Annotated in this window: 16 protein-coding genes and 1 tRNA gene; 10 read left to right on the forward strand and 7 right to left on the reverse strand. The window is 38.2% G+C overall.

All coding sequences use genetic code 11. From position 1 onward, the window contains the following. The first annotated feature begins 193 nt into the window (after positions 1-193). The gene (locus tag H4J38_RS05965) at positions 194-1,153 is read left to right on the forward strand and encodes a PstS family phosphate ABC transporter substrate-binding protein (protein WP_182130496.1); all 960 of its coding nucleotides are present in this window, start codon (positions 194-196) and stop codon (positions 1,151-1,153) included. A 273-nt stretch (positions 1,154-1,426) separates the two neighbouring features. Here the strand turns inward: H4J38_RS05965 and H4J38_RS05970 are convergent, their stop codons facing one another. The 4 genes from H4J38_RS05970 to H4J38_RS05985 all read right to left on the reverse strand — a co-directional run bounded on the left by H4J38_RS05970 (position 1,427) and on the right by H4J38_RS05985 (position 5,528). After that, on the reverse strand, positions 1,427-1,924 hold the full coding sequence (locus tag H4J38_RS05970) for a glycine cleavage system protein R (protein WP_182130498.1): 498 nt from the start codon (positions 1,922-1,924) through the stop codon (positions 1,427-1,429). A gap of 37 nt (positions 1,925-1,961) precedes the next feature. Beyond that, positions 1,962-2,321 (reverse strand): PilZ domain-containing protein, encoded by a 360-nt coding sequence (locus tag H4J38_RS05975; protein WP_182130500.1) that lies wholly within the window; start codon positions 2,319-2,321, stop codon positions 1,962-1,964. Positions 2,322-2,428: 107 nt separating this feature from the next. Beyond that, complete coding sequence (gene ettA, locus H4J38_RS05980; protein ID WP_182130502.1) at positions 2,429-4,108, reverse strand: energy-dependent translational throttle protein EttA; 1,680 nt, start codon at positions 4,106-4,108, stop codon at positions 2,429-2,431. A 127-nt stretch (positions 4,109-4,235) separates the two neighbouring features. Then, positions 4,236-5,528 (reverse strand): diguanylate cyclase, encoded by a 1,293-nt coding sequence (locus H4J38_RS05985; RefSeq protein WP_182130504.1) that lies wholly within the window; start codon positions 5,526-5,528, stop codon positions 4,236-4,238. A gap of 394 nt (positions 5,529-5,922) precedes the next feature. On the opposite strand from H4J38_RS05985, the gene H4J38_RS05990 reads away from it, so the two are divergent. After that, positions 5,923-7,551, forward strand: coding sequence for a YdiU family protein (locus tag H4J38_RS05990; RefSeq protein ID WP_182130506.1), 1,629 nt, complete (start codon positions 5,923-5,925; stop codon positions 7,549-7,551). 3 nt (positions 7,552-7,554) lie between these two features. Here H4J38_RS05990 and H4J38_RS05995 read toward each other — a convergent pair whose 3' ends face one another. Next, on the reverse strand, positions 7,555-8,073 hold the full coding sequence (locus tag H4J38_RS05995; protein ID WP_182130508.1) for a CBS domain-containing protein: 519 nt from the start codon (positions 8,071-8,073) through the stop codon (positions 7,555-7,557). 229 nt (positions 8,074-8,302) lie between these two features. Here H4J38_RS05995 and H4J38_RS06000 point away from each other — a divergent pair, with 229 nt between their 5' ends. From H4J38_RS06000 to H4J38_RS06030, 7 genes are all read left to right on the forward strand, one after another. Next, positions 8,303-10,543 (forward strand): ABC transporter permease subunit, encoded by a 2,241-nt coding sequence (locus tag H4J38_RS06000; protein WP_310733450.1) that lies wholly within the window; start codon positions 8,303-8,305, stop codon positions 10,541-10,543. 15 nt (positions 10,544-10,558) lie between these two features. After that, the gene (gene pstA, locus H4J38_RS06005; RefSeq protein ID WP_182130510.1) at positions 10,559-12,196 is read left to right on the forward strand and encodes a phosphate ABC transporter permease PstA; all 1,638 of its coding nucleotides are present in this window, start codon (positions 10,559-10,561) and stop codon (positions 12,194-12,196) included. A 99-nt stretch (positions 12,197-12,295) separates the two neighbouring features. Beyond that, the gene (gene pstB, locus H4J38_RS06010) at positions 12,296-13,132 is read left to right on the forward strand and encodes a phosphate ABC transporter ATP-binding protein PstB (RefSeq protein WP_182130512.1); all 837 of its coding nucleotides are present in this window, start codon (positions 12,296-12,298) and stop codon (positions 13,130-13,132) included. A 45-nt stretch (positions 13,133-13,177) separates the two neighbouring features. Continuing rightward, positions 13,178-13,882, forward strand: coding sequence for a phosphate signaling complex protein PhoU (gene phoU / locus H4J38_RS06015; protein ID WP_182130514.1), 705 nt, complete (start codon positions 13,178-13,180; stop codon positions 13,880-13,882). 185 nt (positions 13,883-14,067) lie between these two features. After that, a complete protein-coding gene (locus H4J38_RS06020) occupies positions 14,068-14,748 on the forward strand; it encodes a TIGR00153 family protein (RefSeq protein ID WP_182130516.1) in 681 nt (226 codons plus the stop codon). Positions 14,749-14,757: 9 nt separating this feature from the next. Then, positions 14,758-16,053 carry an inorganic phosphate transporter gene (locus H4J38_RS06025; protein WP_182130518.1) on the forward strand — a complete coding sequence of 432 codons (1,296 nt, stop codon included), beginning with the start codon at positions 14,758-14,760 and terminating at the stop codon, positions 16,051-16,053. Between the two features lie 694 nt (positions 16,054-16,747). Beyond that, positions 16,748-16,823: transfer RNA gene (locus H4J38_RS06030), tRNA-Phe, on the forward strand. A gap of 80 nt (positions 16,824-16,903) precedes the next feature. Here the strand turns inward: H4J38_RS06030 and H4J38_RS06035 are convergent. Beyond that, positions 16,904-17,659, reverse strand: coding sequence for a hypothetical protein (locus H4J38_RS06035; RefSeq protein ID WP_182130520.1), 756 nt, complete (start codon positions 17,657-17,659; stop codon positions 16,904-16,906). 673 nt (positions 17,660-18,332) lie between these two features. Next, entirely contained in the window at positions 18,333-19,313 is a 981-nt protein-coding gene (locus H4J38_RS06040) for a rhodanese-related sulfurtransferase (protein ID WP_182130522.1), read from the reverse strand. 342 nt (positions 19,314-19,655) lie between these two features. Here H4J38_RS06040 and fahA point away from each other — a divergent pair, with 342 nt between their 5' ends. Then, complete coding sequence (fahA, locus tag H4J38_RS06045) at positions 19,656-20,978, forward strand: fumarylacetoacetase (protein WP_182130524.1); 1,323 nt, start codon at positions 19,656-19,658, stop codon at positions 20,976-20,978. Positions 20,979-21,336 lie beyond the last annotated feature (358 nt).

Raw genomic sequence — 21,336 nt, forward strand, 5'->3', positions numbered from 1 at the left:
CTAGGGCTTTGGTATTTGTACTTTAAAATAAAATGCTTAACCTGGTACTCAAAAATCCAGCCTTCTACAAGTAAACTTAAAACTGACAGCTTTTTTAGGTTTGTCATACAAGTGTCACAAACTTTACTTATTATTGTCATATTCACTTTCTATAGTGTTCTCAAATTAATTACATTTCTCATCGGAGAGTAACATGAGTTTAAAACGTACATTAGGCGTTATTGGTTTATCAAGTCTTATCAGTTTTTCTGCATTTGCAGTTGATAATGATTTACCAATCTATAAAAAAGTAAGTGGTGTTTCAGGCAATGTTTCGTCTGTTGGCTCAGATACATTAGCCAATATGATGACATTTTGGGCGGAAGAGTTTAAACGTACTTATCCGAATGTTAACGTGCAAATTCAAGCAGCAGGTTCATCTACCGCGCCACCGGCATTAACAGAAGCAACGTCTAATCTTGGGCCTATGAGCCGTAAGATGAAGTCAAGTGAAATTGAAGCATTTGAGAAGCGTTATGGTTACAAACCAACGGCTGTTCGTGTTGCAATTGATGCTTTAGCTGTATTTGTGCACAAAGACAACCCGATAAAAGGTCTTCGTATTGATCAAGTTGATGCTATTTTTTCAAATAACCGTAAATGTGGCGCCGTAAAAGATGTTGACCGCTGGGGAGATTTAGGCTTAACAGGTGATTGGACTGGTAAAGATGTGCAATTGTATGGCCGTAATTCTGTATCAGGTACTTATGGTTACTTCAAAAAGAAAGCGCTATGCAAAGGAGACTTTAAAAACAGTGTTAACGAACAACCAGGTTCAGCGTCGGTTGTACAATCGGTTTCGGCATCGCTAAACGGCATTGGTTATTCAGGTATTGGTTATAAAACCTCGGGTGTACGTGCATTACCACTGGCTAAAAAAGGTGAGGATTTTATCGAGGCTAACATGGAAAATGCCGTTTCTAAAAAATACCCATTATCGCGATTTTTGTATGTTTATGTTAACAAACACCCAAACAAACCTTTAGCACCTATGGAAGCTGAGTTTTTGAAAATGGTGTTATCAAAATCAGGACAAGCCATTGTAGAGAAAGATGGCTATATTCCATTACCCGCTTCGGTTGTTGCCAAAGAGTTTAAAAAGTTAGACTTATAAGCTCAAACGGAAAAATTAACACATAAAAAAGTCCGTAATCAGAAATGATTATGGACTTTTTTATGTTCAGGACGAACGGTATGCTGCGGTCACATGGATGTGAAAGAGCAGCGCTGTTCAGGACGAACGGTATGCTGCGGTCTCATGGATGTGAAAGAGCAGCGCTGTTCAGGCAGTTCCTAGCCATTCTGGCTCCATGGTATTAGTATACCTCGGTAATTGCACCTGTATTACTGAAATGACTATACCTAGTCAGTCTGGTAGGCTTTTAACTTAACGAGAAATATCTACCATCAAATCATCCGCGAGGTTTTCAAGCGCATCAATCATGGTATCGATATTATGTTTGTCTGCGGAAATAGTCACTTTTGCTTTAAATAATTTATGACCCGAATGCGGTGCGCTTTCTTGTTTACTGACCAGTTTAAGTAAGTTGCCACCATGATGATGAATGGTTGAAGAAATTTCTTGCACTATACCGGCTCTATCGTTTGCTGTTAACTCTAAAACAAGCAAGGTTTCAGGTGCTATATCATTACTTTGCACATGCTCAATCTGCATTTTAAAATCAGCCAAGGCAGCAAGTTCTTTGGATAATGCTGCTGAGTTTTCAGGGGGGACGGCAATTTCAACTACGCCAGCAAAAACACCCGACATGTGGTGTAAACTCGATTTTTGCCAATTGGCTTTATGTGTGCTGAGTAAATCGGATAATACTTTTACTATGCCAGGTCGGTCAGCGGTGATGAAAGAAATAATAAGGTGATTCATAGTAAGTCCTTAGAAAATTCAGTTGAAATCAGAGGTTTTAAGCGCGGCTTAACTGCGAGAGTTCTTTATGAAATTGTTCATCATCTGCGAGGTTAAGTTCAATCAAGCGACGTAATAAACTTATACTGTCAATATCAATACCATGGCATTGTACACCAATTTCATTTTTTTCTTGATGAACAATCGCGACATTCATTATGATTTTAGCTTCAGAATTATCTAATTGAAATGACAGTAGACCGAGTTCTCGTTTTAGGGTTAGCCCCTTAGTATCTAAGGAAAGCAAAGCACCATTTAAAGATATATCCTGAATATTGACGCTAAACAAGTGTTGGCCTATTGCTAATTCTGCCGGCATAGAAAAAAGAATACGAGTAAATTGACGTCTATTCTGCATTGGTTTAGTTATCCCCAAAAATGGTTTATTCAGCATAGCTCGCTTTTAAGAAAAAGGCACCTTAATTAAGTTATTAAGGTGCCTTTTTCTTGAGGTTAACTAATTAGTTAACCTATTTTTTTATACTTGATTCTATGTGGTTCAGCTGCTGCTGGGCCGTAAGTTTTCTTCAACCATTCTTCGTAGTCGGTATAGTTACCTTCATAGAAGTTGATTTGACCTTCATCACGGTAATCCAAAATATGAGTAGCGATGCGGTCAAGGAACCAGCGGTCATGAGAAATAACCATGGCACAGCCCGGAAATTCTAATAGCGCTTCTTCAAGTGCACGCAAAGTTTCAACATCTAAATCATTGGTTGGCTCATCAAGCAGCAATACGTTACCACCGGTTTGCACAAGTTTGGCTAAATGAACACGGTTACGCTCACCACCAGATAAGTCACCAATAATTTTTTGTTGATCATTACCTTTAAAGTTAAAACGGCTAACATAAGCACGACTCGGAATTTCAAAAGTACCAATTTGCAATATTTCATGGCCTTGAGATATTTCTTGGTATACCGTTTTGCTGTTGTCCATGTCATCACGAAATTGGTCAACACTGGCAAGCTTAACCGTATCACCCAATTCTATAGTACCAGCGTCTGGTTTTTCAGCGCCTGACATTATTTTGAATAAGGTTGATTTACCCGCACCGTTTGGTCCGATAATACCGACGATTGCGCCTTTAGGCACACTAAAGCTTAAGTCATCAATCAGTACTCTATCGCCAAACGACTTTGTTAGGTTATTAACATCTAATACTTTATCGCCTAAACGAGGTCCAGGTGGAATGTACAATTCATTTGTTTCGTTACGCTTTTGATGATCTTGGTTATTAAGTTCTTCAAAGCGTGCCATACGGGCTTTGCTTTTTGATTGTCGGGCTTTAGGGTTTGAACGTACCCATTCAAGTTCTTGCTTAATGGTTTTTTGTAGCGCGCTTTCACTTTTACTTTCTTGCTCAAGACGGGCATTTTTTTGCTCTAACCATGCAGAGTAGTTGCCTTCATAAGGAATACCATGTCCTCTATCCAGTTCTAATATCCAGCCAGCTACATTATCTAAGAAGTATCTATCATGTGTAATAGCTACAACAGTGCCAGGGTAATCATGTAAAAAACGCTCTAACCAAGCAACTGATTCAGCATCTAAATGGTTAGTGGGTTCATCAAGTAGCAACATGTCAGGTTTTTGTAATAACAAACGGCAAAGTGCAACACGACGACGTTCACCACCACTAAGTACACCAATTTTTTGTTCCCACTCGGGTAAACGTAAAGCGTCAGCTGCTCGCTCTAATACGTTTTCGATATTGTGACCGTCTTGGCTATTAATAATGTCTTCAAGTTGCCCTTGCTCTTTTGCTAAGGCGTCAAAATCTGCTTCTGGCTCAGCGTATTCTGCATAAACTTGGTCTAACCGTGCCATGGCATTTTTTACTTCAGAAACTGCTTCTTCAACGATTTCACGAACGGTTTTTTCTTCATCTAAAATGGGCTCTTGTGGCAAATAACCAATCTTTGTGCCCGTAAGTGCTTTTGCTTCACCTTCAAACTCGGTATCAACACCGGCCATAATGCGTAATAAAGTTGATTTACCTGAGCCATTGAGACCTAGCACACCAATTTTTGCACCAGGAAAGAAAGAAAGAGAAATGTCTTTTAAAATTGTGCGTTTAGGAGGAACCACTTTTGAAACGCGGTTCATCGACATGATGAATTTATCTGGTAATGGTTGTGCCATGGAAGACCTTTTGAAACAGTGTTAGTAATGCCGCTATTCTAGGTTAATAGCTACCTTGTTGGCAATGAGGTTTTATTTACTCAGTACAAATGCCGTGTCAATTTATGATGATAAAGCTACGACGGTGTTAATCAATGAGATATACGTGATTTCGTCCATGAGACTTCGCTTTATATAATGCCGTGTCAGAGCGAGCATAGAGATCTTGAAAATAATTGTCGCTTGCTTTTATTACTGATACACCGAGACTAATTTTTATTGGCAACTTAATATTGTTGTGAATTAATATTGGGTTTTTATCTAATAATTCACGAAGCCTTTCGGCAGCTTGCAGGCTTTTATTTTTAGTGATGTTAGGCAGTAAGATTGAAAATTCTTCTCCGCCAATACGGGCGAAAATATCTTCGGTTCTTATTGTTGGGGTAATTAATTGCGCAATTTTGATTAACACTTGATCGCCAATAGGGTGGCCATATTGATCATTAACCGCTTTGAAGTGGTCAACATCTAGCGAGATAACAGCCAGTGACTGTTGGTGCCTTTTCGCACGTTTAAACTCTCGGTTAGCATTTTCAAAAAAATAACGGCGGTTGTAAATACCGGTTAAGTCATCTGTATTGGCGAGTTGTTCAAATTTTTCTTTCAGTTGATAGAGTTCAGTTACGTCGGTGGAAAACGCTATCATCGTTTGCAGATCACCCTTTAATTGGAAAGGGACTTTTGTACTGAGATAATGATGAATTTTTTCGTCAGAATCTTCCAATGTTTCGTTCATTACTACTTTTTCGTTGCGCTCAAAAACGACTTTGTCATTTTGCCAAAAGTGCTCTGCATATTTTTGTGGCACAACTTCAGAATCGAGTTTACCAATAATTTCTTCTGCAGGTAGGCCAATAAGCTCAGCTACACGGCTATTGACATAGCGGTATCGGCGTTTAGCGTCTTTCATATAAATGTAGGCATCAACATTATTTAAAACCACGTCGAGTAAATGCCTTTGATTCTGATTATCAGCTTCTAGTGCCTTTTGCGCAGTAATATCTGTCGATATCCCTGAAAGACCGATAATGTCGCCAGTATCGTTGAATATAGGATTTTTAATGACTTTATAGGTGTGAACTTTACCGGTAGATTTAATGAGGTTATTTTCTTCAAAAACTAAAGAAACCTTATCACTGATGACCTGTCTATCATTTATAAGTAACTCATCAAGCACATTTAAATCAAAAAAATGGCTATCATCTTTACCTATAATATCTTGCGCTGGCATTTGAAATAACGCTGCAACATCGGCATTAACGTAGGTATATTTACCTGTTAAATCTTTGCTGTAAACATAGGCGCCGATATTATCGAGCACACTAGACATTGCTTTTACATGTTGTAATAAAGTTTCTGTATTATTTTTTTTATCTGTCATATATGCATCCAATCACTGTTATTCGACCCAAGTTCCGTACTTCCCTTCGACACTTAATTTACAGGCTGTTTAACAATCAGTGGCTTGTCATGAAAAAAACACTTCCCCTGAAGTTTTCAAGACAGATAAATAATATCTTCTTTCTGACATTAAATTGCAAATAAAATCTTTTATATAGTCACTAAATACAAGCTAAAGGCTGCGCTGTGGTGTGACTTTAACTTTACTGATTGAAATACATTAATGGAAATTTGTTAAATTTTAAAAGGCAATTCATCTTAGCTAGAGAAAAATCACTCCATGTTACGGCCCACATTTTATTAAGCCGATAGTTGAATTTGACACTCGTCCAGTTGATACTAGCGCATTGCTTAACTATAGAGTGCTCAGCCCCTTGTCCGATATTACATTTACCTTAGACAATCAATTTACTGCGACCTTTGTTGCTGATGAAGAGGCAACAAATTACCCACGACAAGTCATGTGTGCCTATTCTTTTGTTCAGCCGAAAACTACAACAATGCCAAAGTTAATCGCGAGTAGCGAAAGTGTGGCAAAGCAAATAGGCTTGAATGAAGAGCAAGTCAATTCAGCCGAATTTTTACAGTTGTTTTCAGGCAATAGTTTGTTAGCTAATATGAAACCATTTGCCATGTGCTATGGCGGACATCAGTTTGGCCATTGGGCAGGGCAGTTAGGTGACGGGCGAGCCATTAATCTTGCTGAAATTGTTACTCAAAATAATGGTCATAAAACCTTGCAGCTTAAAGGTGCAGGGCCAACACCGTATTCACGCACCGCTGACGGTTTTGCGGTATTACGTTCTTCGGTCCGCGAGTTTCTTTGCTCTGAAGCTATGTTTCATTTAGGTATTGCGACAACGCGGGCATTAAGTTTATCTCTTACTGGCGATAAAGTGGTAAGGGATATGTTCTACGATGGCCATGCTAAGGCAGAACAAGGTGCGGTAGTTTGTCGGGTTTCATCATCTTTTATTCGTTTTGGCAGCTTTCAACTACCCGCATCTAGACAAGACCTTAGCCTGCTAACACAGCTGGTCGATTATGTTATCGGGCGAGACTTTGCACATTTAGGCGCGCCAAGCCCTGAGGTTTATTTAGCTTGGTTTAATGAAGTGTGTGACAGAACCTGCAAGCTCGTGGTTGATTGGATGCGAGTGGGATTTGTACACGGGGTAATGAATACCGACAATATGTCAATTATCGGTGAAACCATTGATTATGGTCCTTATGGTTGGATTGATAACTTTGATTTAAATTGGACGCCAAATACCACTGATGCTAATGGCAAACGTTATCGTTTTGGTGATCAAGGCGAAATTGCGCAATGGAATTTATTTCAACTCGCTAATGCCATATTCCCTTTAATAAACGATGCCGAGCCATTACAAAAAGCACTGAATAAATTCTCCCAAAACTATCAACAGCAGTGGCAAAATATGATGGCAGCTAAGCTTGGCATTGAACTATCCGCCAAAACATCTGCAAAACTCCCCACAGAGCCCTCAACAGAATTAACAACGGCACTTGCAAGTGAAGCAGAGATAAAGCTGTTTGTTGATCTTGAAGATATATTGATGAGTGTTGAAACCGATATGACCATTTTTTATCGACGTTTAGCTGATTTACCTGATGATAAATCTCTTTGGTTAAGTCATTTGAATGTATGTTTTTATGATGAAAATGAAATTTCCGTGACCTATCAAGATACTTTATCTAGTTGGCTTGAGCGTTATAGTAAACTTCGTGATAGTGGCAATAAAAGTCGAGGAGAAATCAGCAAAAAAATGAATGCGACTAACCCTAAGTATGTATTGCGAAATTATTTAGCCCAGCAAGCCATTGAGTTGGCTGAGCAGGAAGATTATTCTTTGCTTCATCAATTACAGCAAGTGTTAACTAAACCTTATGATGAACAGCCAGAGTTTGAAAGGTTTGCTGAAAAACGCCCTGCTTGGGCAAAGCATAAAGCTGGTTGTTCGATGTTATCTTGTAGCTCTTAAGTTTTATTTATTATTGTCGCCTTTAGTGCTTTGTGAAGTGCTCTCACTTTCGAGATCACTTTTACTTTCAACCTGACTATCGTTATGGGTAGTTAAATTGTCATTTGTTTTTCGGCGATATTGTACGGCAATAACCTTGATGATATCGCGCCAAGTAATGATACCAATTGGACATTGGTTTTTATCGACAATAGGAAGACAAGAAATTTTGTGGTCATGAAATAGCAGTATCGCTTCAGTTAAGCTTACTTCTTCTGTTGCGGTAATTGGATCGCGAGCCATGATCAAATGCACTTTTTTATTCAGAATAAAACTGTCTTGCGGGGTTTCTTTTCGCGTACCTACCGTAGTACTTAAGTTTTTCCATAAATCACGGTCGGTAATAACACCAGCTAATGTCGCTTGATCTTTGATCAAAATATGATGCACATTGTGCTGTTCAAGCAGCTTTTTAGCATTCGCTAAAGTGTCATCCATATCTAAGGTTATTAAATCACGACACATTATTTTACTAATATTCATGCCTTTATCCTTTTCAATAATGCATTGTTATTTTTATAGATACGGTTACTTAAAATAAGTACGCGTTAATAAATCATAACATAACAATAAACTAGCACCTTGTTTCTTATAAATTTAAGTCATTCAAATTTGTTATTTGAGATAACAGCGCCTTGTCACAAAACTGTCATGTTGCTGTCTTATAATCGCTGCAGTTATAAAAAATCATCATAGTTGAAGGTATTTTTAAGTGGCCATAGCTTCTAAATCAGCAAACTATCGCAAGGTGAAAAATTCATTAGCAAAATGGATTATCACCTTAGGCGGTATCAGTGTTTTATTTACTTTAGTGTTAATATTCATGTATTTACTCTATGTAATTAAACCTATTTTTGAATCTGCAAAAGTTGATGTAACAGCTAAATTTGTTATCAACGAAGAATATAAAGTGTTAGCAACAGGTGTTGATGAATTAAAGGAAGTTGCTTATAGCATTACAGAGCAGGGCAATATTAACTTTTATCAATTAGTTGATGGCGCAGGTTATAAAGCCGGCGATAAAATACTTTCAAAGCAGCTAACCGCTGACGGTGAAAGTATAAAGCAGCTAGTTAATATCGGCCAAGAGCAAAAGTTATTGCTTGATAGTGCGGGTAACGTACAGCTTGTTGTACCAAGTTTTACTGCTAATTTTGACAGTGGTGAAAGGGTCATAATTCCAAGTCTTCGTTATCCATTAGGTGAAGAATATTTACCTATCGATGAAAATAACGCCGCATTGACTAAACTGTCCTTTGCCATGGATGATGAAAAAGCAGTTTTCGTTGGTTTTACCGATGATAACCGCTTGATCAAAACAACCCTTCTAGCCGAAGACGATTTTAGTTATGACATTGCCTATGAAGCGCAATATGAAGAAATTGACTACGCGGCAAAACAAATTAACGATATTTTAGTTTCGCCCGATTTAGCCATGGTGTTTGTTCGCCAAGGTGATCAAGTCGCCGTGTTTTCATTAGATGACGATGAAGTTGAGCTCAAAGCGACCATTATCCCGCAACTGGCACAAAACAAATCGACACCGAATCATATTACCGCCATGGCGTTACTTTCTGGTGGTAGCTCGGTTCTATTGGGTGACGACAAGGGGTCTGTAAGTCAGTGGTTTGAAGTGGCAACAGAGCAAGGGCGTGAGTTTAAAGAAATTCGCCGTTTTAATGTTAGCGACCATGAACCTGTAGTCGCCATATATACTGAACAATTTCGTAAAAGTTTTTATACCGAAACACCGTCAGGTGAAATGGGTATGTTTTATACCACTAGTGAAGCAGATTTATGGCGTGGTAAATTACATCAAGGTAATGCTCAAGCTTTCGCTATTGCGCCTCGTGCCGATGGTTTGGTGATGTTTACGAATAACGAATTAGCGATTTTCTCTGTTGAAAATGAGCATCCGGAAGTTACCTGGCAAGCACTTTGGGAAGAAGTTTGGTATGAAGGTTACCCAGAACCTGAGTTTATTTGGCAATCGACTTCTGGCTCTGATGACTTTGAAGCAAAGTTCTCTTTAGTACCTATTTCATTCGGTACGATTAAAGCGGCATCTTACGCCATGATGTTTGCCGTACCTATTGCTTTAACGGCTGCAATATACACTGCTTATTTTATGACGCCAGGTATGCGCCGAAAAGTTAAGCCAACGATTGAAATGATGGAAGCGTTGCCAACCGTAATTTTAGGTTTCTTGGCTGGGCTTTGGCTCGCGCCAATTATTGAAATTTACTTACCTGCTATCTGTTTATTGCTGATATTTATTCCATCATCGGTATTTATTACCGCTTTTGCGTGGCATAAATTACCGCGAGAATATAAAACACTTATTCCTGAAACATGGGCGCCAATCATTCTAATACCCGCCATTTTAGTGGCAGCTTATGCGTCATTCGCATTATCTCCTGTACTTGAATTACATTTGTTTGGTGGCGACGTTAGACAGTTTATAACCAATGATTTAGGCATTGATTTTGACCAACGAAATGCTTTAGTTGTTGGTATAGCCATGGGGTTTGCAGTTATTCCAACCATATTCTCTATGGCTGAAGATGCCATATTTAGTGTGCCTAAACATTTAACTAGCGGCTCATTGGCCTTAGGTGCTACTCAATGGCAAACCCTAATTAAAGTGGTGTTACTGACCGCCAGCCCAGGCATATTTTCTGCCGTTATGATGGGGCTAGGACGCGCTGTTGGAGAAACCATGATTGTGCTAATGGCAACGGGTAATACGCCTATTCTTGATTGGAGCATTTTCCAAGGCATGAGAACACTTGCAGCAAATATTGCGGTTGAAATGCCAGAATCGGAAGTGGGTAGTTCTCATTATCGAATTTTGTTCTTGGCCGCATTTGTTTTATTTGTATTTACTTTTGTAGTCAATACGCTAGCTGAATTTGTACGTCAGCGTTTGCGTGAAAAATATAGCTCATTGTAAGGAAGGCGACATAGCATGAATAATTGGTTTAAGTCTGGCTCTCCTTGGGTGTGGTTGTCAGCAGGTGGTGTTAGCATCAGCCTGATATCGGTTTTAGGTTTACTGGGGTTAATAGCCTGGCGCGGGTTAAGTTATTTTTGGCCAGCAGATATTTATCAGTTTGAAATGACTGATGAGCAAGGTAAAAATTTAACAGTTATTGGTGAAATTTACGAAAGAGAAAGTATACCTGCATCACAGTTGGTACATCTAAATCTTAATATTGACGAGTCAGCGGAAACTATTGAGCGACTATTAATTAAAACCGGTAACCGTGAATTAGTCAGTTTAGACTTTCGCTGGATTTTAGTACCACAAATTAATAAAACCTCATTGCCTGAAGAACTTGTGGTTATTGAGCGTCGCACCAATGGTAATTTTTATGGTTATATCGAGGAAGTTATTCTAGATGGTCAGGCTGTAGAACAAAATAAAATGTTACAGCTCGTTGAGCGAGTTAGTGACTTTCAAACTGAAATGGAAGACTTACAAAAGTCTGATATTGGCGCCATTAACTATCAAATTGAACGCACACGTTTAAAAGAGCGCAAGCATATACTTGATGACACGCTTACTACGCAATTGCAGCAAGAGTTTAAAGATAAAGTGTCGGGTTTAAAGACTGAATATCAAGTGCTTGAAAAACAATTAATGGCTTTACGTGAGAAAATATCTCGTGATCAAATTGTTATGCGCGCTATGGATGGACAAAAAGTTACCATTAACTTTGAAGATGTATTACAGGTTACCTTTAATAATAAACTCAACGTGTTTGAAAAACTGAAAATGTTTTTTAGTCAAATTGGGACATTTGTTAGCGAAGATCCGCGTGAGGCGAACACCGAAGGTGGCGTATTTCCTGCGATATTCGGTACGGTATTAATGGTGTTGTTGATGACGGTGATTGTTTCACCACTCGGCGTGGTTGCCGCAATTTATTTACACGAATATGCCGGTAATAATGCGCTTACTAAGCTATTACGTATCGCGGTAATTAACCTTGCGGGTGTGCCATCTATTGTTTATGGCGTATTTGGTTTAGGATTTTTTGTTTATATGGTAGGTGGTAGCTTAGACCAATTATTTTATACTGAAACCTTGCCTAGCCCAACATTTGGTACACCAGGTGTAATGTGGTCAGCGCTTACTTTGGCTATTTTAACCTTACCTGTGGTTATTGTATCAACCGAAGAAGGGCTATCGCGTATTCCTTCTGCTATGAGGCATGGTAGCTTGGCGTTAGGTGCAACCAAAGCTGAAACCTTATGGCGTATTATTCTCCCTATTGCCAGTCCGGCAATTATGACAGGTATAATTTTAGCCATAGCGCGTGCTGCCGGTGAAGTTGCGCCATTGATGTTAGTTGGTGTTGTGAAAATGGCGCCGAATTTACCACTTGATGGTAATTTCCCCTTTTTACATTTAGACCGTAAATTTATGCACTTAGGCTTTCACATCTACGATGTAGGCTTTCAAAGCCCAAATGTTGAAGCGGCGAGACCTTTGGTTTATGCCACAGCCTTGTTATTAGTGACTATTATTGTTGCGTTGAATATTACCGCGGTATCAATTCGTAATCGCCTGCGCGAAAAGTATCGTATGTTAGAACATTAATATTCGCCGATAAAACAAAGCGATTTTAAGACAATTTAGAAAGTTAAAGATGAATGGGAAGAAATTCCCCTCTATTGAATAAGATTTAAAGAGAACATTATGATTTCTGTTACACCAAAAAATTTATCAGTTCCATTATCACAACAGCGAGTTAAGCTCGATCTTAATAACCTTTCGCCAGAGCAAGTAGCGTTAGAGATTAAGAACCTAGATTTATATTATGGTGACAAACAGGCATTGCAAAATATCTCAATGTCGATCCCTAAAGGTCAAGTAACGGCGTTTATCGGGCCAAGTGGTTGTGGTAAATCAACCTTGCTGCGTTGTATTAACCGGATGAATGATCTGGTTGATATTTGTAAAATTACCGGTCAGATAAATCTGAATGGCGAAAATATTTATGACCGTCATACCGATGTAGCTGCATTACGACGAAAAGTGGGGATGGTGTTTCAACGCCCTAATCCATTTCCTAAATCAATTTATGAAAATGTGGTTTATGGTTTGCGTATTACCGGTGAAAATAATCGCCGAGTATTAGACGAAGCAGCAGAAAATGCACTGCGCAGCGCAGCGTTGTGGAATGAAGTAAAAGATAGATTACATGAAAGTGCTTTAGGGCTTTCTGGTGGTCAGCAGCAGCGTTTGGTGATTGCCCGTGCAATAGCGATTGAACCTGAAGTATTACTGCTTGATGAGCCAACATCGGCATTGGATCCTATTTCAACATTAACCATTGAAGAATTAATCAATGATTTAAAGAAACAATTTACCGTGGTTATTGTTACCCATAACATGCAACAAGCGGCACGTGTTTCAGACCAAACTGCCTTTATGTATATGGGCGACCTTATTGAGTATAGTGATACAAATACTTTGTTCACCACACCAATGAAGAAGAAAACGGAAGACTACATTACTGGCCGTTACGGTTAATACAATTGGTATAAGCTAAATTGACGATAAACAGAGGATTTTACCGTGGATAATTTAAATATTGGTCGTCATATTTCTGGCCAGTTTAACGAAGACTTAGAACGCATTATTAATCATGTTATGCATATGGGGGGGTTAGTTGAAAAGCAATTAGCCGAGGCATTAACATCGGTTTGTGATGCTGATGAAGCCTTAGCAAAAAAAGTGCTCAGTAATGACTACCTCATTAATAATGCAGAAGTAAGTATTGATGATGAGTGTACGCGTATTATTGCAAAGCGACAGCCCGCAGCTGGTGATTTACGATTAGTGATGGCGATTGTAAAAACCATTACTGACCTGGAACGTATTGGTGATGAAGCCGGTAAAATTGCTAATGTTACTTTAGAGAGTTTATCAGGTAAGCACAAAGACCTGTTGTCTAACTTAGATAACTTGGGTCGTCATGTGTTAACTTTTTTACAAGCGACTTTAGACGCATTTACCCGCATGGATGTTGATGCGGCGATTAAAGTTCATAAAAGTGATGATAAAATTGATCGCGAATATGAAGCATTAATGCGTCAACTAATGACCTACATGATGGAAGACCCACGTTCTATTCCACAGATCATGAGTGTTATATGGTCAGCACGTGCATTGGAGCGAATTGGCGACCGTTGTCAAAATATTTGTGAGTACATCATATATTTTGTCAAAGGTAAGTCTGTCCGCCACACCACACCAGAAGATTTAGAATCATTATCTTAAAAGTAAATACGTTACTAAATTAGCTTTTACTTAGTTAATAAGGTATATACTTTTAAGTGAACTGATAATAGCTAATCATTCTATAAACAGCCGTTATCTTGCTATAAAGCCTTTGAAATAATTTTCAAATGCTTTAATATTCGCGGCGAATAACAATAAAGAGCATAAGCTCCTGGAAATTAATTATGGCCAGAAATTCAATCATTGGCATTTTTGCAAAGTCGCCAATTAAACCCTTAGAAAAACACATTAGAATAGTACATAAGTGTTGTAGTCAACTTGTACCTTTCTTTGCCGCAGTTACTGAAGAAGATTGGAGTGCCGCAGGAAAAATGCGTACAAAAATCTCAAAATTAGAACGTGATGCGGATGACTTAAAACGTCAAATTCGTTTAGAACTTCCGGGTGGTTTATTTATGCCCGTTGATCGCGCTGATTTACTAGAGTTATTATCTCAACAAGATAAAATTGCCAATCGCGCAAAAGATATTGCCGGACGTATCTTTGGACGCAAATTAACCATTCCCACCGAACTGCAAGAACAGTTTATAGCTTATGTAGCACGTAGCATAGATGCTGCTGAAAAAGCCGCTGATGCAATAAACGAATTGGATGACTTATTAGAAACTGGATTTCGTGGTCGTGAAGTTCAATTGGTCACTAAAATGATCAGTCAACTTGACGAAATTGAAGATGAAACTGATGGTATGCAAGTTAAACTGCGTAAAGATCTTTTGAATATTGAAAAAGATTTAAATTGCATAGACGTGATGTTTTTATATCAGATCATTGATTGGGTTGGCGACTTAGCTGATCTTGCCGAACGTGTTGGTGCACGTTTAGAAATTCTTTTGGCTAGAAAATAAGGCTTACTCATGGAAATAATACTCTCTCATGGCTCAACGTTAGTCATGATCGCCGCTGCCGTTGGTTTTTTTATGGCATGGGGCATAGGTGCAAACGATGTTGCTAATGCAATGGGAACTTCAGTTGGTTCAAAAGCACTAACGATTAAGCAAGCCATAATCATTGCAATGATTTTTGAATTTGCTGGCGCATATTTAGCGGGTGGTGAGGTTACATCAACCATACGTAAGGGCATTATTGACCCGGCGTTGTTTGTCGATATTCCTGAACTCTTAGTCTTTGGTATGATTTCAGCCCTATTAGCAGCAGCAACTTGGTTGTTAGTGGCGTCTATCTTAGGCTGGCCCGTATCAACTACGCATTCAATTGTTGGTGCTATTATTGGCTTTGCCGCAATCGGCATAAGCCCTGATACAGTAGCTTGGGGCAAAGTAGGCGGAATTGTTGGTAGTTGGGTTATTACACCGTTAATTTCAGGTGTTATTGCTTTTATTATATTTAATAGCGCACAAAAGCTTATTTTTGATACTGACAAACCATTAGAACAAGCGAAACGTTATGTACCGTTTTACATGTTTTTAGCCGGTTTTGTATTGTCGTTAGTTACGATTAAAAAGGGCTTGAAGCATATTGGTTTAGACAATATCAATTTAGGTTTCTATAACTTTGAAATTGCTGGTGCTGGTGGCTATTACCTCGCCATTATTGTTGCAATCATTGTGGCTTTTATCGGTAAGTATTTTATTACTCGCCTCAAGTTTGATGATAAAGCTGATAAAACTACCCATTACGCTAATGTTGAAAAAGTGTTTGCAGTTTTAATGGTAGTAACGGCTTGTTGTATGGCATTTGCCCACGGTTCAAATGACGTTGCCAATGCTATTGGGCCATTAGCGGCTGTAGTGAGTATTGTTGATAACGGCGGTGAAATTGCTAAGAAAGCTACGCTAGTTTGGTGGATTTTACCGCTAGGTGGTTTAGGTATTGTTGCAGGTCTTGCGTTGTTCGGTCATCGTGTTATTGCCACTATTGGTAATGGTATTACGCATTTAACACCAAGTCGTGGTTTTGCCGCAGAGTTAGCTGCAGCATGTACGGTTGTTATTGCTTCAGGTGCAGGCTTACCGATTTCAACTACACAAACCTTAGTGGGTGCTGTGTTAGGTGTAGGTATGGCGCGTGGCATTGCAGCAATTAACTTAGGTGTAGTACGTAATATTGTTATCTCTTGGGTGATTACATTACCAATAGGTGCAGGTCTTTCAATTATCTTCTTCTGGATAATGAAAGCGATATTTAGTTAATAGACTCGCTCAATAGACTTTAAAGTAAGCCAGTATTTATACTGGCTTTTTTATGGCTGTAGTTCTGGGAAATATCAGCAATTGCTGTTGGATTATCTCCTTATAAAAATATGACTTACGATTTTAATACTAATCTAAATAAATAGTCGATTATCCTAATGTACTCTGAACCTGTAAAATCTGCTTTGCCTGCAGATTCTTATGTTTATTTAGCCAGGAACAATATGTGCTCTTGAATATTTAATTACTTCTCCCGCTGTCCTCAGGCTTTTCTCCCTGTGAATTATTTTATTATTTATTACGGGAAGGGCATCATGAGTAGGAAATGAGGAGACTTCAAAATTTCAGAGCAAGTTGTGTTAATAGCAAGTTGATTCAATACCGCTCATTTTAATAGCTATGATGAACACTATCGCGTGCTAAAATTAATAATACCAATTGAAATTAATATCAAGTTATTCAAAGATGATCTAAATCTGTGTATCTGCAAGTATGAACATCAACTTAACTCAATAGGTATAAGTTTGGTAGGGCAATACTCTAACTGTTGGTTTTTTATGCTATCTCAATCCATTATCTACGCTAGTAGAGGTTAACTAACAAAATGGCTTGCGAGTGAGGTTAAATCTAGATATTATGTCGCTTCTTTCGAAATGAATACGATACTTTTCTAGTTTATTTCAGTAAAGATAGTGCCTTGATAGCTCAGTCGGTAGAGCAGAGGATTGAAAATCCTCGTGTCCCTGGTTCGATTCCGGGTCAAGGCACCATATTTTCTTTTAGTAACACCAGACAAAAACTAATTTCTCCTTATAAAATAAGCTTCTTATTTACACTATTAGATAAGTAGTTACATACCACTCATTTCCTTATTAACTTCGATAACTTCTTGCCATTGATTTTTAAAAGTATGGTCATAACTCGCTCTAAACGCTTTGTAACTCCCTTTTCCGTATAAGGCTTCAAAATGTTTACTAAACTCCCAATCATCATCTAGCTCAGCCCAAGAGTTCATGGATGAAATAGCCATGAGATGGCGTCCATTTGTATTTCCTTGAATGAATTGGTTTGACATAACTGACCAATAATTAACTTTACCAGTTTTGTTGAGAGTAGCTTTTATTTGGTTCAGTAAATAGTGGATAACCTCCTCTTCTTGATCTGAGTTAACCGTAAGATATCTCGCTATATACTTTTCTGGATCAGCGGCTTTTTCGTCAATATTGTTAATCATTAATCCGTCCATGATGCGCCAAATTTCACTTTGATTATAAGAGATAATATATGGATTGATGTTATCAGCCCAATCATCATCGTGTTTTTTATCATCAGGTCGAGAGTCAAACTCAGCATAACTTATAGGACCCATAACCCAAATCAATTCATTAGTATTGGCGCCATAGGTAACGTTATAAATCTTGGTTTTAAGCGCACCTGTGACATGGTATTTTTTTATATGACTTCGCATGTTACTGGTTAGTTTCTTAGCGTCTTTATTGTTTACAGTGAAGCGAAATGTGTCAAATTGCGTATAAGCTTTAGTCTCTTCAGCTAGCACAGAAGATGTAAAAATAAGTGCTACCAGTATAGTTATTATTTTGTTCATAATAGTTCCTTTATTTTTCATTATTGAATTATTATTAGACCTTTAAGTTTTAGAGTTAAAGATTACATCAATAATTTTGGTTGTTTAATCACCGATTTCAGTATAGTTATCGTACTGTTTATTTCCAGTTATCATCTTTCAGGCAAATAATTAACTTAGGCAATGGTAAATATATTCAGTATCTTTATATAAGCATTATGTTTGAATTGAGAAGCTATATTTCACTTAGCTAATTACAGGTGAAAAAGAAAACTACGGAAAGTCGAATTATGTATGCTTTAAAAAGCTGCTAGTGCGGAAGTTAGAAAGCCAGTTTTTTTTGGATACCTCAGGTTTATCTAACCCAATTATTGTATTAACCTAAATATACACATCAAGGTTGCCAACCAATCTTAGGAGATTATTTGAGTAACGCTATATTTGATTACTTTCATCAAGGTAGTTAAGCAAGAAGCTTAAAGTCATTAAGGCCGCTGGACAAATGTTAGGAGAATACCTGTAACCATAACTAAAAACATTTTATTGTTCTAAGAGCGCTATTGAAACGCTAAGTTGAACAATAACTACATTTGTTAGGTATACAGGTGTTAGTGCATATAGTCTTTCAATTTTTAATAGGTATACAGCCCATGTTTTAGGGCTTTATCGAGTTATTTAATTTGTGGGCTATTAGCTAACTTATCTTATTTTGTGCTTGCTTAACGGCACTTTTAGTTGCTCGACGCTCAGCAATAACTTGCTTTATCTCGCCGCCAATATGCTCTTCACCGCGAGCTTTAGCTAGGTTGATTTGTTTTTCACGTTCTTGAAAGCTACTTTTTTGCTCGTCAGTGTATTTATCATAACAACGTGGGCAACTTACACCTTGAATATAATGTTCGCTGGTTTTGTCTGCGTCAGTAATAGGATAGCGACAGGCGAAGCATTGGTCATATTTACCACGTTCTAAACTATGATTAACGGCGACTCTAGCGTCAAACACAAAGCATTCGCCTTGCCACATTGTTTCTTGCTCTGGCACGTCTTCAAGATATTTTAAAACCCCACCTTCTAAATGATAAACCTCTTCAAAGCCTTGCTCTTTTAGATAGGCTGTTGATTTTTCACAACGTATGCCTCCGGTGCAGAACATAGCAACTTTTTTGTGTTTGGTTTTATCTAAATTTTTCGCAACATAATCAGGAAATTCACGGAAAGTTTCGGTGTTAGGATTAATGGCATTTTTAAAGGTACCAATTTCTACTTCGTAATCATTACGCGTATCTATCAATAGCACTTCGGGATCAGAAATAAGCGCATTCCAATCTTTAGGTTTAACGTAGGTGCCAACGGTTAATGTTGGATCAATACCTTCGATACCCATGGTGACAATTTCTTTTTTTAATTTAACTTTAGTGCGTTGAAAAGGGTTTTCTTGATGAAAGGAGCATTTAGTTGACACACCTGAGAGGCGACTATCACTATTAATAAATTCGAGCACGGCGTCTATGCCAACTTGTGAGCCTGCGATAGTGCCATTAATACCTTCAAGTGCTAAAAGTAAGGTGCCTTTAACAGCATTATCTTCCATCACTGCTAACAATAATGGCTTAATTGCGTCGAAGTTTTCTAAGCGAACGAATTTATATAATGCACAAACGGTAATGTTATTCATATTTTATTGACCCATTGAGCGAGCCCGATAGTAAGTCAGGAGCTATAGATTGAATGTAACCCCACTAACAAAGCAGGGATGCTAATTTTTTATCAATTGATAAAGCGGCAGCATTCTAGCAAATGTGTAATACAGAGAATAGTGCTGTGGTTAATATTTTTGAAAACGTTAAACTAAAGTGTTTGTAAACTTGTTCCTGCAACATATTGTTGACAGTTGTTTATCAAGTATATTTTATTGGCATAGCCTTTATAGGATCGCTTGTTATAATATCGCGCTATTACATATTTATTAACGTGTATTTCAAACACGTATTTCACATTTTTCTGGAGTTTTTAGCCCATGTCGAACACCAACCTACTTAATGAAACGCATAATCCGGCTTTAACCAGTTGGGTAGAGTCTGCCAATATGGAAGATTGTGATTTTCCAATTCAAAACTTACCCTTTGCTACTTTTAAACGAAAAGGCAGCAAAGAGGACTTTCGAGCAGGTGTTGCTATTGGTGATCAGGTTATAGATTTAAAAGCATTATTCGCCTCAAATGTTTTTCAAGGTGATGCACAATTGGCCTTAGAACAATGTTGTCATTTTCAACTTAATGATTTTATGTCGATGGGTAAGCGTTATTGGAGTGCCTTACGTCAAGCTTTGTCACAAGCATTAACACAAGGTTCAGAACAGCAAGCTGCATTAGCATCATGTTTAGTCGCCCAAACGGATGTTGAATACGCTTTGCCATGTCAAATTGGTGATTACACTGACTTTTACACTTCTATTCATCATGCCACATCGGTTGGCAGCAAGTTTCGTCCAGATAATCCATTATTACCAAATTATAAATGGGTGCCTATTGGTTACCATGGCCGTTCTTCTTCAATTGAGGTTTCTGGTAATGATTTCAAGCGCCCTAAAGGACAAACTAAGGCACCAACTGCAACCGAACCTTCTTTTGGCCCATGTAAGCGTTTAGATTATGAAATGGAAGTGGGTATATTTATTGGTAAGGGTAATGATTTAGGTGAGCCAATAAGTATTGAGAACGCTGAGGAACACGTCTTTGGTATGTGCTTATTTAATGACTGGTCGGCACGCGATATTCAAGGTTGGGAATATCAGCCATTAGGGCCATTTTTGTCGAAAAGTTTTGCTTCAACAGTTTCACCTTGGATAGTTACGTCAGAAGCACTAGCGCCTTATCGCTCTTCGTGGACACGTGACGTGGCCGACCCTCAGCCATTGCCATACTTGGAGTCAAAACAGAATCGTGACCTTGGCTCTTTAGATTTAAGTTTACAGGTATTAATTGAAACTGAATCTATGCGTAAATCAAAGCAACCAGCAGTACAGTTGTCGCAATCAAACTTTAAAGATTCATACTGGACAGTAGCGCAGATGGTAGCGCATCATACCGTTAATGGTTGTAACCTTCGTTCAGGTGATATGTTTGGTAGTGGTACGCAATCAGGTCCTAATCCTGAAGAAGCTGGCTCTATGCTTGAATTGTCAAATGCAGGCGCTGAGCCTATTCAATTACCTAATGGTGAAACGCGTACTTTCTTGGAAGATGGTGATTGTGTGATCATGAAAGGTTGGTGTAAAAAAGCGGGCGCTGCACGCATAGGTTTTGGTGAAGTTAGCGCGACTATTTTAGCTGCTGATTAAAAATATCGTTTTATGAACTTATAAAGCTCCACATTTGTGGAGCTTTTTTGTTTTTAGTCCATCCAATGATATTTTTGCATATACTGCAAAAAATAAAGACTTGCCCCAGACCTCGCTGTTAACAAGCTATTAACCTTGGTAACTAATATTTAACTCTACCTTACGTAAAGGTAAATAAGACTTTTGAAAAAGTTCATTTTTATTTACATTTTTTTAAATTATTTTTTATTGATTAAATATGCAGAGACTATTTGATTTAATACGAACAATTTCGCACATTGTTTGTTTGAATATTTTTCTACAACGCAGATGCGCTGTAGGGTGCAGGTTAATTACCTATACCAATGTAGTATTGCAT

This window comes from Colwellia sp. BRX10-3, from assembly GCF_014077505.1.
Taxonomy (GTDB): Bacteria; Pseudomonadota; Gammaproteobacteria; order Enterobacterales; family Alteromonadaceae; genus Cognaticolwellia.

Coding starts and splice junctions, on each gene's coding strand:
- H4J38_RS05965 (WP_182130496.1), top strand. CDS start 194: ATGAGTTTAAAACGTACATTAGGCGTTATTGGTTTATCAAGTCTTATC.
- H4J38_RS05970 (WP_182130498.1), bottom strand. CDS start 1,924: ATGAATCACCTTATTATTTCTTTCATCACCGCTGACCGACCTGGCATA.
- H4J38_RS05975 (WP_182130500.1), bottom strand. CDS start 2,321: ATGCAGAATAGACGTCAATTTACTCGTATTCTTTTTTCTATGCCGGCA.
- ettA (WP_182130502.1), bottom strand. CDS start 4,108: ATGGCACAACCATTACCAGATAAATTCATCATGTCGATGAACCGCGTT.
- H4J38_RS05985 (WP_182130504.1), bottom strand. CDS start 5,528: ATGACAGATAAAAAAAATAATACAGAAACTTTATTACAACATGTAAAA.
- H4J38_RS05995 (WP_182130508.1), bottom strand. CDS start 8,073: ATGAATATTAGTAAAATAATGTGTCGTGATTTAATAACCTTAGATATG.
- pstA (WP_182130510.1), top strand. CDS start 10,559: ATGAATAATTGGTTTAAGTCTGGCTCTCCTTGGGTGTGGTTGTCAGCA.
- pstB (WP_182130512.1), top strand. CDS start 12,296: ATGATTTCTGTTACACCAAAAAATTTATCAGTTCCATTATCACAACAG.
- H4J38_RS06020 (WP_182130516.1), top strand. CDS start 14,068: ATGGCCAGAAATTCAATCATTGGCATTTTTGCAAAGTCGCCAATTAAA.
- H4J38_RS06025 (WP_182130518.1), top strand. CDS start 14,758: ATGGAAATAATACTCTCTCATGGCTCAACGTTAGTCATGATCGCCGCT.
- H4J38_RS06035 (WP_182130520.1), bottom strand. CDS start 17,659: ATGAACAAAATAATAACTATACTGGTAGCACTTATTTTTACATCTTCT.
- H4J38_RS06040 (WP_182130522.1), bottom strand. CDS start 19,313: ATGAATAACATTACCGTTTGTGCATTATATAAATTCGTTCGCTTAGAA.
- fahA (WP_182130524.1), top strand. CDS start 19,656: ATGTCGAACACCAACCTACTTAATGAAACGCATAATCCGGCTTTAACC.